The organism is Streptomyces sp. NPDC006510, from assembly GCF_040611955.1.
GTDB lineage: Bacteria > Actinomycetota > Actinomycetes > Streptomycetales > Streptomycetaceae > Streptomyces.
The window spans coordinates 1-13,501 of record NZ_JBEXPH010000049.1 but is presented as its reverse complement, the minus strand read 5'-3'; the positions used below and the strand labels follow the sequence as shown (position 1 = coordinate 13,501).

Sequence of the window (13,501 nt, the reverse complement as noted above, 5' to 3'; positions counted from 1 at the left end):
TGGGTGGTGGAGTGGCGGGTGTGGCCGGGGGCTCCGGTGGTATGGGTGTGGCGCCGGACATGGGTGTGCCCGGCGCCTCCCTGTGGTGGGGTGGCGCCGGGCACGGGTGGTGCGGGTGCGGGCCTGTGGGTCAGTGGGTGTTGCGTACGTTGAGGGCGCGGCGCAGGTCGTCGGTCTGGTCGGTGAGCTTGCGGTGGAGGGCGGGGATGAGTGCCTTGTCGCCGAGGGCCTGTTCGCCGAGGCGGAGGTTCTCGGCGTCGACGGCGTACGCCGGGAAGGCGTGGCGTCCCGCGGCGTCCGCGATGGCGGGGCCGCGGCGGGCGGCGAGCGCGGTGGCCTCGGGGTAGTAGCGGGGCACGTATTCGCGTACGAGGTCGGTCTGTTCGGGTTGCCAGAAGCCCTGGGCGGTGGCGGTGAAGAGGTAGTTGGAGAGGCTGTCGTCGTTGAACAGTGCGTGCCAGGCGGTGGCCTTGGCCTCGGGGGTGGGGAGGGCGGCGCGGCAGCGGGCGGCGCCCTCCTGTCCGGTGGCGCTGGGGTCCTGTTCGAGTTCGGCGGCGATGGTGGTTTCGTCGATGGCGCCGAGGACGGCGAGGCGGGTGAGGATGCGCCAGCGCAGTTCGGGGTCGAGTTCGGGTCCGCCGGGGACGGTGCCGTTGGTGAGCCAGTCCTGGATGGTGTCGGGCTGGGTGGCGGCGTCGATGAGGTGGCGTACGGCGATGAGGCGGAGGCCGGGGTTGTGGCCGTCCTCGGTGCGGCGGATGAGGTCGCGGCACAGGGCGGTGAGGGTGGCGAGGGCGGCGGGGCGGTCCTCGGGGCCGAGGTAGCGGCGGGCGATGTGGGTGTCGGCGAAGGCGAGTACGCCCTGGGCGAGGGCGAGGTCGGTTTCGTGCGGGAGGTGGGTGCGGGCCGCTTCGAGGTAGGTGGCGGGGGCGAGTTCGCCGTCGCGGACCATGTCGCGGGCGGTGTTCCAGATGACGGCGCGGGTCAGGGCGTCGGGGATGCCGGCCAGGCCGTTGACGACGGTTTCCCAGGACCGGGCGTCGAGGCGGACCTTGGCGTAGCTGAGGTCGCCGTCGTTGAGGACGAGGAGCGCGGGGCGGTTGCCGGGGCGCGCCTCGGGTGTGCCGTTGTGCGGGACGTCGATCTCGAACCGGTCGCGCAGGACGAGCCGGCCGGTGCCGGTGTCCGTGGCGTGGTCGTAGGCGCCGACGGCGATGCGGTGGGGGCGGCTGCCGTCGTGGGCGACGGTGAGGGACCAGGTGCCGTCGGATTCCCCGACGCGGGAGGTGAGGGTGTCGACTCCGGTGGTGCGCAGCCAGGCGTCGGCCCAGGCGTGGACGTCGCGGTCGGTGGCCGATGCGAGGTTGTCGATGAAGTCGGCGAGGGTGGCGTTGGCGAACTTGTGGCGGGCGAAGTGGGCGTTGATGCCGGCCAGGAAGTCCTTCTCGCCGAGCCAGGCGACGAGTTGGCGCAGGGCGGACGCGCCCTTGGCGTAGGAGATGCCGTCGAAGTTGAGCATGGCGGACGCGGTGTCGGGGACGGCGGCCGGGTCCGGGGCGACGGGGTGGGTGGAGGGGCGCTGGTCGGCGTCGTAGCCCCAGCCCTTGCGGGCGACGCCGAAGTCGACCCAGGTGTCGGTGAAGCGGGTGGCTTCGGCGAGGGTCTGGTAGCCCATGTACTCGGCGAAGGACTCGTTGAGCCAGATGTCGTCCCACCAGGCGAGGGTGACGAGGTCGCCGAACCACATGTGGGCCATTTCGTGGGCGATGACCATGCCGCGGGTCTGGCGTTCGGTGTCGGTGACGGCGGAGCGGTAGACGAATTCGTCGCGGAAGGTGACGAGTCCGGGGTTCTCCATGGCGCCGGCGTTGAACTCGGGGACGAATGCCTGGTCGTACGAGTCGAACGGGTAGGGCTCGTCGAACTTTTCGTGGAAGCGGTCGAAGCAGGCCCGGGTGATGTCGAGGATCTCGTCGGCGTCCGCGTCGAGGTGGGGGGCCAGCGAGCGGCGGCAGTGGATGCCGAAGGGCAGTCCGGCGTGTTCGGTGGTCACGGAGTGCCAGGGACCGACGGCGACGGCGACGAGGTAGGTGGAGATGAGCGGGGTGGCTGCCAGGGCCCAGCGGCCGTCGCCGCGGTGTTCGGCGATGCCGTTGCCGAGGACGGTCCAGCCTTCGGGGGCGGTGACGGTGAGTTCGAAGACGGACTTGAGGTCGGGCTGGTCGAATGCGGCGAAGACGCGCTGGACGTCTTCCATGAAGAGCTGGGTGTAGACGTAGGTCTCGCCGTCGGTGGGGTCGGTGAAGCGGTGCATGCCTTCGCCGGTGCGGGAGTAGCGCATGGCGGCGTCGATGCGCAGTTCGTGGGTACCGGCGGTGAGTGCGGTCAGCGGGAAGCGGTTCTCGACGAGGTCTGCGGGGTCGAGGGGCTGTCCGTCGAGGCTGATCGAGCGCAGGGTGGCCGGCTTGAGCTCGACGAAGGTGTCTCCGGCCGCGGCTGCGGTGAACTGGATGACGGTGCGGGAGTCGAAGGTCTCCTCCCCCGTGGTCAGATCGAGGTCGATCGTGTACCGGTGTACGTCGAGGAACTGGGCTCGGGTCTGCGCTTCGTCGCGCGTCAGTACGGACATGCGTCCATGCTGCCGTACGCGGTGGGCGGGCCGCAGGCGGGTTCTCCCACGGCTGAGCGGAGGCGGGGCGGGAGGGTTCGGGGGCCTTCGCGGGAGAGAGAGGGGGCGGGCACGACCGGTCGCCGAGGAAACTCCGGTACTCGTCGTTCTTGTCGGCCGGACGGTGGCCGGGCCGTGCAACCGTGCGGGCGGCTGCCGCGTCCCGCGTTGCGACGGGTGCCGGGGTCCGGTGCCGGGCGGAGTGTCGGAGCGGATGGGGCGGGCAGTGTCCGAAGCGGAGCGGGGGGTGGCCGGTCAGGGCGCCGGGGGTTCGCGCGGTGAGCGGCGGTGGGTCGTGGGGGTCGCTCCGTGGGGTGTGGCCGCTGGTGCGGTCGCCTGGTGTCTCGCGGGGAGCCGGCGGGCCGCGTACACGGAGAACTATCCGTGGAACGTCTGGACCCCGATCGGTTACGGGGCGGTCAAGGGTGTGTTCCTGGGGCTGTTGGCGGGTTGGTGTGCCGTGCTGGTTCTCCGGGTCGTCCCGGCGGCCCGGTGGCGGGAGGGCGGCAGGGCAGCGGCGCGGTACGCGGGTCTCGTCTTCGCCGGCGGGCTGCTGGGCGGTCTGGTGCCCGGGACCGTCCGGGACTTCCTGGGTGAGCCGCAGCCGCGGACCCTGTACTACTTCGACGGGCCGCGGCCGGAGTCGCAGTGGTACTGGCGGCCGTTGCTGTCCGAGTGGCTGACGTTCACGGTGCTGCCGGCGTTCGGCTGTGCGGTGCTGCTGACCGTGGGTGCTCTGGTCTCGGCCCGGTCCTCGCACCGTGAGCGGTTCGGCTGGGCGGTGCCGGCCCTGGTGGGGGTGGGCCTGCTGGTCCTCCCCCACTGCGCGGCTGCCGGGCTGCCCGCCCCGGAGGGCAACGGTGATCACGTCAACGAGTCGGCGGGCGCCGGGCTCGTCGTGCTGGCCACGGGGTTCGGGCTGCTGGTGAGTGCCTGGGTGGTGCGGTCGAGGCGCAGGGCGCGTCGGTCGGTGGGCCCTCCGTCCCCGGGGCTCAGGCCTCCCCGTTCGACGCCGATTCCTCCGCGATCCGTTCGTGGTGGCGGATGACCTCCGCCACGATGAAGTTCAGCAGCTTCTCGGCGAAGGCCGGATCAAGGTGCGCGCTCTCCGCCAGCTGCCGCAGCCGGGCGATCTGCCTGCTCTCGCGGGCCGGGTCGGCCGGGGGGAGCTGGTGGGCGGCCTTGAGGTGGCCGACCTGCTGGGTGCACTTGAAGCGCTCGGCGAGCATATGGACAACAGCGGCGTCAATGTTGTCGATGCTCTCGCGCAGCCGGTTCAGTTCCGCGCTCACGGACTCGTCGATGTCCCTCGTGGTCATGGTCAGCGAGCTTAGACGGCCGGGCCCAGCGGGGTGATCGTCGGTGGGTGTTCCGGGTCCGGGACCTGGTCGCTCCAGCCGCCGGGGACATTGCGGCCCTGTTGTTCGCGGAAGCGGACCGGGGCGGTGCCGACCCGGCGGGCGAAGAGCCGGGAGAAGTACGCCGGGTCGTCGTAGCCGACGCGTCGGGCGACGGCGGCGACCGGCAGATCGGTGGCGGCGAGGAGTTCCTTGGCGCGGCCGAGCCGGATGCCGAGGAGGTAGTCCTTGGGGCTGCAGCCGGCGCCCCGGCGTACCGCCGTGCGCAGTTCGGCGGGTGTCATGCCGTGCCGGGCGGCGTGCTCGGCGACGGACAGCGGCTGGAAGGCGTCGCGGGCGAGGGCCTGCAGGACGGGGTCGCCGTCGGGGCTGACATCGGCGCGGGCCCGGCGCAGCGCGACGAGGAGTTCGTGGACGGCGGCGCCGGTCTCGACCTCCAGCAGCGGGTTGCCGCGCCGTGCCGCGCGTACGATCCGTCCGATCGCGGCGCGTGGGCCCGCCGTGTCGGCGAGCGGGACGAGTGGGCGGTCGGGCTCGATGTAGCCGAGTTCGGTGTAGGTGGTGGTGGCGGGGCCGGTGAAGTCGACGAAGCTCTCGTCCCAGCCGGTGCCCGGGTCGGCGCCGTAGTGGTGCGGGGTGCCGGGCGTCAGCCAGATCAGGCTGGGCGCGGTGACGGGCACCCGGCGGCCGTCGGGGCCGGTGAACCAGCCGCTGCCGGAGTTGATGACGACGGCCACATGGTGGTCCAGGGTGCGTGGGCCGACGGTCGGCAGTGCGCCGTGCTGGAGTCCCACGCCCAGGCAGACGAGGCCCAGCCGGTGGTGGAGCGGGCTGGGAGTGAAGAAACGCATCCAGGTGTGGTACATCGAGGCCTTCCTTCCTCCCCTTCGTCTTCATCGCGTCGGTCCGAACCGTGAGTCCGAACGATTGGTCCGAACAATTGTGTCCAAACAGCAGTGATCTTTGTCCATGGACCGGCCGGACGCCAGGGGGCGAAGGTGGGTGGCAACATTCCTCCCGGGTTCGCCCGCTCCGTGGTGCGTGCTGTCGTACGGGCCCGGACCGTGCGGTTCCGGGGGACCGCACGCACAGGAGAGTACGAGCACGATGGCTGACTTCACCGTGGGGGACGACCACTTCCGGCTCGACGGGAAGCCCGTACGGCTGCTGTCGGGGGCCCTGCACTACTTCCGGGTGCACGAGGCGCAGTGGGATCACCGGCTGTCGATGCTGCGCGCCATGGGTCTCAACTGCGTCGAGACCTATGTGCCGTGGAATCTGCACGAGCCGCAGCCCGGCCGGTTCCGGGATGTGGCGGCGCTCGGCCGGTTCCTGGACGCGGCGCAGCGGGCCGGGCTCTGGGCGATCGTACGGCCGGGGCCGTACATCTGTGCCGAGTGGGAGAACGGTGGTCTGCCGGTCTGGGTGACGGGGCGGTTCGGCCGGCGGGTGCGGTCCCGTGACCCGGAGTACCTGGGCGCCGTGGAGCGGTGGTTCACGGCGCTGCTGCCGCAGGTGGTGCAGCGCCAGATCGGGCGCGGCGGGCCGGTGATCATGGTCCAGGCGGAGAACGAGTACGGCAGTTTCGGCTCCGATCAGGTCTACCTCCAGTGGATGGCCGGGATGCTGCGTGAGCGCGGGGTGGCCGTGCCGCTGTTCACCTCCGACGGGCCGGAGGACCACATGCTGACGGGCGGCTCCGTTCCGGGGCTGCTGGCCACGGCGAACTTCGGGTCGGGTGCGCAGAAGGCGTTCGAGGTGCTGCGCCGCCATCAGCCGAAGGGGCCGCTGATGTGCATGGAGTTCTGGTGCGGCTGGTTCGAGCACTGGGGTGCCGAGCCGATCACGCGGAAGCCGGCGCAGGCCACCGAGGCGCTGCGGGAGATCCTGGAGTGCGGGGCGTCGGTGAACATCTACATGGCGCACGGCGGGACGAACTTCGCCGGGTGGGCGGGGGCGAACCGGTCGGGTCCGATCCAGGACCAGGACTTCCTGCCGACGGTGACGTCGTACGACTACGACGCGCCGATCGACGAGTACGGCCGCCCCACGGAGAAGTTCCGGCTGTTCCGTGAGGTGCTCGCGGAGTACGCGGACGGGCCGCTTCCGGAGCTTCCGCCCGAGCCTGTCGGGCTTGCGGACCCGGTGCGGGCCGAGCTGACGGACTGGGCGCCGCTGGCTGCCGTGCTGGAGGCGCTGGGCGACGAGGAGGCGGCGCCGTCCGGTGTTCCGCCGACCTTCGAGGAGCTGGGGGTCGACCGGGGGCTGGTGCGCTACCAGGTGGGTGTTCCCGGTCCGCGCCAGCCCTACGAGCTGAGTGTGACGGGGCTCAGGGACCGGGCCGTGGTGTATGTGAACGGGGTTCGGGAGGGGGTGCTGACCGAGGAGAACAGCACCCTGGACGAGCCGGTGGCCGGGCCGGCCGAGGTCGAGCTGTGGGTGGAGTCGCTGGGCCGTGTCAATTACGGGCCGCGGCTCGGCGAGCCCAAGGGGATCACGGGCGGGGTGCTGCACGAGCGGCAGTATCTGCACGGGGTGCGGGCGCGGGCGCTGCGGCTCGATGCGTTCGAGGAGCCGGACGCGGTGGCCGGGGTGGCGTTCGGCAGTGCCGAGGAGGCCGGGCCCACCGGGCTGTTCCGGGGGACGTTCGAGCTCTCCGGGCCGGGCGGCACCGGGCATGCGGGGCTCGAACTGCCCGACTGGACACGTGGCTTCGTGTGGGTGAACGGCTTCTGCCTGGGGCGCTACTGGTCGCTGGGTGCGCAGCGGACGCTGTACGTGCCGGGACCGGTGCTGCGCGAGGGCGTCAACGAGGTGTGGGTGCTGGAGCTGGAGGGTGCGGGCGCGCCGTATGCGGAGCTGGGCCCGGGGGTGCCCGTCCGGACGGGCACCCCCGGGGATGTTCAGGTGTGACTCAGGTGCCGGCCGGGGCGGCTGCCGGGGCCGGGGCGGAGGTCAGAGCGTGGCTGCCGCGGACGCGATGTCGGCGGCGAACGTCGAGACCTCGCTGTACACGCCGGGGTAGCCGGGCTGGGCGCAGCCCTGGCCCCAGCTGACGATGCCCACCTGGATCCAGGCTCCGGCGTTGTCCTTGCGGAACATGGGGCCGCCGGAGTCGCCCTGGCAGGTGTCGACGCCGCCGGTGTCGATCAGCCCGGCGCAGATCTCCTCGCCGGGGATGAGGCTGCTGCCGTATGCGGCCTGGCACTCGGCGTCGGAGACGAACGGTACGGAGGCCTTGAGCAGGTAGCGCTGCTGGGCGCCGCCCTCGCTGGCCGCTCCCCAGCCGGCGATGGTGAAGTCGCCCGTGTTGTACGTGGTGTCGGTGGCGATCTTCAGGGTCGGCAGGTCGATGGGCTTGGCAAGCTTGATGAGCGCCCAGTCCTTGCCCGCGCCGTCGTAGCCGGGCGCCTGGAGGACCTTGGTGGACTTGACCTTGATCGCACCGGCGGACTGGAGGTCGACGACGCCCGCGGTGGCGGTGATGGAGGTGTTGTTGCCCGAGCCGTCCACGCAGTGCGCGGCGGTGAGGACGATGTCCTTGGCGTAGAGAGCGCCGCCACAGCCCATCGACAGCCGGACCATGAACGGGAATTCGCCCTGGGCGGCGCGGGTCCCGCCGACGACCGGGAGGGGGGCCGCGGACGCTCCGGCGGGCTGGAGGCTGACGCCCGCGAGGACGACGGCGGCTATGACGGAACATCTCTTCACGGCACGCAGAAGCTGCTTCAAGAGACTGCCTTCTTTCGTGGGGGGTGCTTGTGGGGGGTACTTGTGGGGGGTGTGCCTGCGCCCCGGCCGGGTTCTGACCGCGGTCGGCACAGCACCGAATGGATGGTCATGCCCCCGACAAGGGCGTGATTCGGATTATCGGGAAATGATCACGGCCCCCACAAGGTTCACTTTCCGGCCAAGATCGCCCACGGCGTTGCGGCTACAGTGAAAGCCGGTCGGACCTCGTGGATGGGGGTGGGACGTGGCGGACGACAGCCGGAGCACCAGCAGTCCGGTGGTCCACGGATTCCCGCATCTCGAAACGGTCCGGTCCGCGATCACGGCGTTGTACCGGCGGCTGTCGTACGACGGTGTCCGCGGTTACGCCACCAGCCTCGCCCCCGTCGACGCCGCCTTCTCCGACCAGGACGATCTGTATCTCGGCGCCCAGCGGGTGGCGCGGGCGGTGGTCCAGCATCTGCATCTGCCGGACGCCCGCGTGATCGTCGGCTTCCGCGCGATGGAGCACGCCGCCGCTGTCGAACTCGCCGCGGGGCCCGAGTACTTCGTCGAGCTCAACGACCGCTTCCGGACCCACCGCAGGGACATCGGCGCCGCGCTCGCGCACGAGGTCACGCATGTGCTGCTGCACCGCCTCGGCCTGGAGTTCCCCGGTACGCGCGACAACGAGATCCTCACCGACACCGTGACCACGTACCTGGGCGCCGGGTGGCTGCTGCTCGACGCCTTCCGCGAGGACCGGGTCTCCAGCCAGAAGCTCGGCTATCTCACCCCGGAGGAGTTCGGATACGTCCTCGCCAAACGGGCGTTCGCCTTCGACGAGGACCCGTCACCGTGGTTCACCAGCCCGCAGGCCTACGAGGCGTACGAGGCGGGGCGGGAGCGGGCACTGCGGGACACCCGGCAGCCGCCGCTCACGGCGGCGGGCTGGGCGGGCCGCCGCCGTTACGCGAAGGACCGGCGGCACGCCCAGGACCATCCGGGCGCCCCCGCGGCCCCCAATGTTCCGTACGCCTTCGAGGGCGGCCCGGACGGGCTGCGGGTCTCCTTCGCGTGCCCGACCTGCCACCAGCGCATCCGGGTCCCGGTGCGGGGCAGGCTGCGGGCGCGGTGCGGGCTGTGCCGTACGGTGCTGGACTGCAACACGTAGGACGGGCTCCGGAGTGGAGGGCAACGCCCCTCAGACGCCGGAGCTGCTGGATACCGCCCCGTACACCGGCTGCGCCGGCTCCGCCTCCGCGAGCAGCTTCCGTACCGTCTCCCCCGCCTGAGCCGGTGCCCACCGCGCACCCCGGTCCGCGGTGGGGCCGGGCCGCCAGCCCTCCATGACCGTGATCCGCCCGGCCTCCGCCTCGAAGACCCGCCCGGTCACCCCCTCGCTCGCGGCCGAGCCGAGCCACACCACCAGCGGGGACACGTTCTCCGGGGCCATCGCGTCGAACCCGCCCTCCCCCGGCGCCGCCATCGCCTGCGCGAAGGTCTGCTCGGTCATCCGGGTCCGGGCCGCCGGGGCGATCGCGTTGACCTGGACCCCGTACCGGCCCATTTCCGCGGCGGCGACCAGCGTCAGGCCGACGATCCCGGCCTTCGCGGCGGAGTAGTTGCCCTGGCCGACACTGCCGAGCAACCCCGCGCCGGAGCTGGTGTTGATCACCCGGGCGGCCGGTGTGCGGCCCGCCTTCGCCTCGGCCCGCCAGTGCGCCGCCGCATGCCTCAACGGCAGGAAATGGCCCTTGAGATGGACCCGCATCACGGCGTCCCAGTCGCCCTCGTCCAGATTCACCAGCATCCGGTCGCGCAGGAATCCGGCGTTGTTGACCAGCGTGTCCAGCCGCCCGAAAGCCTCCAGCGCGGCCGCGACCAGCGACGCGGCCCCTTCGGTCGTGGCGATGTCACCCCCGTGCGCGACCGCCTCGCCGCCCGCCGCCCCGATCTCGTCGGCCACCTGCCGGGCCGGGTCCAGGGAGCCGCCGTCGCCGCCGGGGCCGACGCCCAGATCGTTGACGACCACCTTCGCGCCCTCGGCGGCGAAGGCGAGCGCGTGGGCCCGGCCGAGCCCGCGCCCCGCACCCGTCACGATCACCACGCGGCCGTCGCACAGACCAGTCATCACTCGCCTCCTTGTTGGCGATGCGGGGGCAGGCTGCTACCTTCCACACCTAACAAATGTTTGGTGGAAAGGTAGCTGATTCGCTCATGGGTGTCTCCACCACAAGTCCCGGCAAGGGCATCCGGCTCGTCACGGTCGACCACCCGCCCGTCAACGCACTCCCCGTGCGGGGCTGGTACGACCTGGCCGACGCACTCCGCGCGGCGGGCCGCGACCCCGAGGTCCGCTGCGTCGCGCTGGCCGCCACCGGACGCGGATTCAACGCGGGCGTCGACATCAAGGAGATGCAGCGCGACACCGGACACGACACCCTGATCGGCGCCAACCGCGGCTGCTACGAGGCGTTCGCCGCCGTGTACGAGTGCGAGGTCCCGGTCGTCGCCGCGGTGAACGGCTTCTGCCTCGGCGGCGGCATCGGCCTCGTCGGCAACGCGGATGCGATCGTGGCGAGCGACGACGCCACGTTCGGCCTGCCCGAGCTGGACCGGGGCGCGCTCGGCGCGGCGACCCATCTGGCCCGCCTCGTACCCCAGCATCTGATGCGCGCGCTCTACTACACCTCGCGCACCGCCACCGCCGCCGAACTGCACGCCCACGGCTCGGTCTGGAAGGTCGTACCGCGTGACGAACTTCTCGGTGCGGCACTGGAGTTGGCGGGCGAGATAGCGCGCAAGGACGGGTATCTGATCCGGCTGGCGAAGGCCGCCATCAACGGCATCGACCCGGTGGACGTACGCCGCAGCTACCGCTTCGAGCAGGGCTTCACCTTCGAGGCCAACCTCAGCGGAGTCGCCGGCCGGGTCCGCGAAACGTTCGGCAAGGAGGCATGACCATGACCGACAAGACCATGACGGCCGACGACGTCGTCTCCCGGCTCAGCAACGGGATGACGATCGGCATCGGCGGCTGGGGCTCGCGCCGCAAACCCATGGCGCTGGTGCGGGCACTGCTCCGCTCCCGGGTCACCGATCTCACCGTGGTCTCGTACGGCGGCCCCGACGTGGGTCTGCTCGCCGCCGCCGGCAAGATCCGGAAACTGGTCACGGCCTTCGTCACGCTCGACTCGATCCCGCTCGAACCCCACTTCAGGACGGCCCGCCAGCGCGGTGCGTTCGAGCTGATGGAGATCGACGAGGCCATGTTCATGTGGGGGCTGCACGCCGCCGCGAACCGGCTGCCGTTCCTCCCCGTGCGCGCCGGTATCGGTTCCGACGTGATGCGGGTCAACCCGGGCCTGCGCCCGGTCACTTCACCGTACGCGGACGGCGAGGAGTTCGTCGCGATGCCCGCGCTGCGGATGGACGCCGCGCTGGTCCACCTGAACCGCGCCGACCGGTCCGGCAACGGCCAGTACCTCGGCCCGGACCCGTACTTCGACGACCTCTTCTGCGAGGCCGCGGACACCGCGTACATGTCCTGCGAACGCCTCGTGGACACGTCCGAACTGACCCGGGAGGCCGCCCCGCAGACCCTCCTCGTCAAGCGGCACTCCGTCACCGGTGTCGTCGAGACCCCGAACGGCGCGCACTTCACCTCCTGCGTGCCCGACCATCCGCGCGACGAGGCGTTCCAGAAGGCGTACGCGACCGCCGCCGCCGACCCCGATGCCTGGGCGGCCTTCAGCGAGCGCTTCCTGCCCGCCGGGGGCGACGAGAAGAGCTACCAGTCGGCCGTCCGGACCTGGCGCGAGGAGCAGAAGTGACCACGGAGAACGCGACCGCGAACCCGACCGCGGCCACCCGGGCCGAGTACTGCGTGATCGCCTGCGCCGATGCCTGGCGCGACAACGGCGAGGTGCTCGCCAGCCCGATGGGCCTCGTCCCGTCCGTCGGCGCCCGGCTCGCCAGACGCACCTTCTCGCCCGATCTGCTGCTCACCGACGGCGAGGCGCTGCTCGTCGGCCCGGACGGTACGACGGAGGGCTGGCTGCCCTACCGCCATCACCTCACCATGGTCACCGGCGGCAGGCGTCACGTGATGATGGGGGCGAGCCAGATCGACCGGTTCGGCAACCAGAACATCTCCTGCATCGGCGACTGGGAGCAGCCCTCCCGCCAGTTGCTCGGCGTGCGCGGCGCACCGGTCAACACCCTGAACAACCCGGTCAGTTACTGGATCCCCAGACACTCCACCCGGGTCTTCGTCGAGCGCGTCGACATGATCTGCGGGGTCGGTCACGACAGTGCCGCGGCGGCCGGTCCGTCGGCGACCCGCTTCCACCGCATCCCGCGCGTCGTGACCGATCTCGGCGTCCTGGACTTCGCGACCCCGGACCGTTCGATGCGCCTGGCCTCGCTGCACCCCGGCGTCACCGTCGACCAGGTCCGCGAGGCCACCGGCTTCGCGCTCACGATCGCCGACGACGTCCCGTACACCCGGGAGCCGACCGCCGCGGAGCTGACCCTGATCCGCGAGGTCATCGACCCGCAGGGCACCCGGAACCGCGAGGTCAGGGTCTGATGCGGACGGCCCTCACGGACCTCGTCGGGGTCCGCCACCCCATCGTCCAGACCGGCATGGGCTGGGTCGCGGGCCCCCGCCTGGTCTCCGCCACGGCCCGCGCCGGCGCGCTGGGCATCCTGGCCTCCGCGACGATGACCACCCAGCAGCTGCGGGCGGCGGTGCGGGAGGTCAAGTCCCGTACGGACGAGCCGTTCGGCGTCAATCTGCGTGCCGACGCGGGCGACGCGCGCGAGCGGGTACGGATCATCATCGACGAGGGCGTGCAGGTGGCGTCCTTCGCGCTGGCCCCCTCGGAGGAACTCATCGCCGAACTGAAGGACGCGGGTGTGGTCGTGATCCCGTCGGTCGGCGCCCGGCGTCATGCCGAGAAGGTCGCGGCGTGGGGCGCGGACGCGGTGATCGTGCAGGGCGGCGAGGGCGGCGGGCACACCGGTGAGGTGGCGACCACCGTGCTGCTGCCCCAGGTGGTCGACGCGGTGGACATCCCGGTGATCGCGGCGGGCGGCTTCCGTGACGGCCGGGGCCTGGTCGCGGCGCTGGCGTACGGGGCGGCGGGCATCGCGATGGGCACCCGGTTCCTGCTGACGTCGGACTCGACCGTGCCGGACGCGGTGAAGGCCCGGTATCTGGCGGCGGGCGTGAAGGACATCACGGTCACCAGGGCGGTGGACGGGCTCCCGCACCGGATGCTGCGTACGGAGATGGTCGCCGCGCTGGAGAACGCGGGCCGGGTCCAGGCACTGGCCCAGGCGGTGCGCCGAGCGGCGGGTTTCCGGCGGATCTCCGGGACGAGCTGGTCCCGGATGGTGCGCGACGGTCTCGCGATGAAACACGGCAAGGACCTGTCGTGGAGCCAGGTCCTGCTGGCGGCCAACACACCGATGCTGCTGAAGGCGTCCATGGTCGACGGCCGGACGGATCTGGGAGTGATGGCCTCGGGTCAGGTGGCGGGCCTGATCGAGGATCTGCCCAGCTGTGCGGAGCTGGTGGAACGGGTGATGTCCGAGGCCCACGCGGCGCTGGGCGCGGTGACCCGGGCGGAGGGTGCGGACGTGTAGGCGGCGGGCGAGGTTGCGCGAGGGGCGCCCGGATCCCTCCGGGCGCCCCTCGTGTGTGCCGGTCCGTACGGCTACGCGGCCCTGCGGCCGCGTCCCGCCGCCGCGCCGC

12 protein-coding genes are annotated in these 13,501 nt (G+C 71.8%); 7 read left to right on the top strand and 5 right to left on the bottom strand.

Annotated elements, in window-relative coordinates; genetic code table 11:
* Positions 1 to 130: 130 nt before the first annotated feature.
* Positions 131 to 2,629, bottom strand: a complete 2,499-nt coding sequence (gene pepN, locus ABZY11_RS17340; protein ID WP_356479932.1) for an aminopeptidase N — start codon at positions 2,627 to 2,629, stop codon at positions 131 to 133.
* 265 nt (positions 2,630 to 2,894) lie between these two features.
* Between pepN and ABZY11_RS17335 the strand changes: the two genes are divergently transcribed.
* Positions 2,895 to 3,716, top strand: coding sequence for a hypothetical protein (locus ABZY11_RS17335; RefSeq protein ID WP_356479931.1), 822 nt, complete (start codon positions 2,895 to 2,897; stop codon positions 3,714 to 3,716).
* Here ABZY11_RS17335 and ABZY11_RS17330 read toward each other — a convergent pair.
* Positions 3,661 to 3,987 carry a chorismate mutase gene (locus ABZY11_RS17330; RefSeq protein ID WP_356479930.1) on the bottom strand — a complete coding sequence of 109 codons (327 nt, stop codon included), beginning with the start codon at positions 3,985 to 3,987 and terminating at the stop codon, positions 3,661 to 3,663. The genes ABZY11_RS17335 and ABZY11_RS17330 overlap by 56 nt on opposite strands.
* Positions 3,988 to 3,998: 11 nt before the next feature.
* Positions 3,999 to 4,892, bottom strand: a complete 894-nt coding sequence (locus ABZY11_RS17325) for an AraC family transcriptional regulator (protein ID WP_356479929.1) — start codon at positions 4,890 to 4,892, stop codon at positions 3,999 to 4,001.
* A 241-nt stretch (positions 4,893 to 5,133) separates the two neighbouring features.
* On the opposite strand from ABZY11_RS17325, the gene ABZY11_RS17320 reads away from it, so the two are divergent.
* The gene (locus ABZY11_RS17320) at positions 5,134 to 6,939 is read left to right on the top strand and encodes a beta-galactosidase family protein (protein ID WP_356479928.1); all 1,806 of its coding nucleotides are present in this window, start codon (positions 5,134 to 5,136) and stop codon (positions 6,937 to 6,939) included.
* A gap of 42 nt (positions 6,940 to 6,981) precedes the next feature.
* Here ABZY11_RS17320 and ABZY11_RS17315 read toward each other — a convergent pair whose 3' ends face one another.
* On the bottom strand, positions 6,982 to 7,758 hold the full coding sequence (locus tag ABZY11_RS17315) for a serine protease (protein ID WP_356479927.1): 777 nt from the start codon (positions 7,756 to 7,758) through the stop codon (positions 6,982 to 6,984).
* 244 nt (positions 7,759 to 8,002) lie between these two features.
* Here ABZY11_RS17315 and ABZY11_RS17310 point away from each other — a divergent pair, with 244 nt between their 5' ends.
* A complete protein-coding gene (locus ABZY11_RS17310) occupies positions 8,003 to 8,911 on the top strand; it encodes a hypothetical protein (RefSeq protein WP_356479926.1) in 909 nt (302 codons plus the stop codon).
* A gap of 30 nt (positions 8,912 to 8,941) precedes the next feature.
* On the opposite strand, the gene ABZY11_RS17305 is transcribed toward ABZY11_RS17310, so the two are convergent.
* Entirely contained in the window at positions 8,942 to 9,871 is a 930-nt protein-coding gene (locus tag ABZY11_RS17305) for an SDR family oxidoreductase (protein ID WP_356479925.1), read from the bottom strand.
* Between the two features lie 86 nt (positions 9,872 to 9,957).
* Here ABZY11_RS17305 and ABZY11_RS17300 point away from each other — a divergent pair, with 86 nt between their 5' ends.
* Genes ABZY11_RS17300 through ABZY11_RS17285 form a run of 4 tightly spaced genes read left to right on the top strand, consistent with a single transcriptional unit; the run spans position 9,958 to position 13,392 of the window.
* Positions 9,958 to 10,701, top strand: a complete 744-nt coding sequence (locus ABZY11_RS17300; protein WP_356479924.1) for an enoyl-CoA hydratase family protein — start codon at positions 9,958 to 9,960, stop codon at positions 10,699 to 10,701.
* 2 nt (positions 10,702 to 10,703) lie between these two features.
* Complete coding sequence (locus ABZY11_RS17295; protein WP_356479923.1) at positions 10,704 to 11,573, top strand: CoA-transferase; 870 nt, start codon at positions 10,704 to 10,706, stop codon at positions 11,571 to 11,573.
* Positions 11,570 to 12,331, top strand: coding sequence for a CoA-transferase (locus ABZY11_RS17290; RefSeq protein WP_356479922.1), 762 nt, complete (start codon positions 11,570 to 11,572; stop codon positions 12,329 to 12,331). The genes ABZY11_RS17295 and ABZY11_RS17290 overlap by 4 nt, the downstream gene beginning before the upstream one ends.
* Positions 12,331 to 13,392 (top strand): nitronate monooxygenase, encoded by a 1,062-nt coding sequence (locus ABZY11_RS17285; RefSeq protein WP_356479921.1) that lies wholly within the window; start codon positions 12,331 to 12,333, stop codon positions 13,390 to 13,392. Before ABZY11_RS17290 ends, ABZY11_RS17285 begins: the two co-directional genes overlap by 1 nt.
* The last annotated feature ends 109 nt before the right edge of the window (positions 13,393 to 13,501 follow it).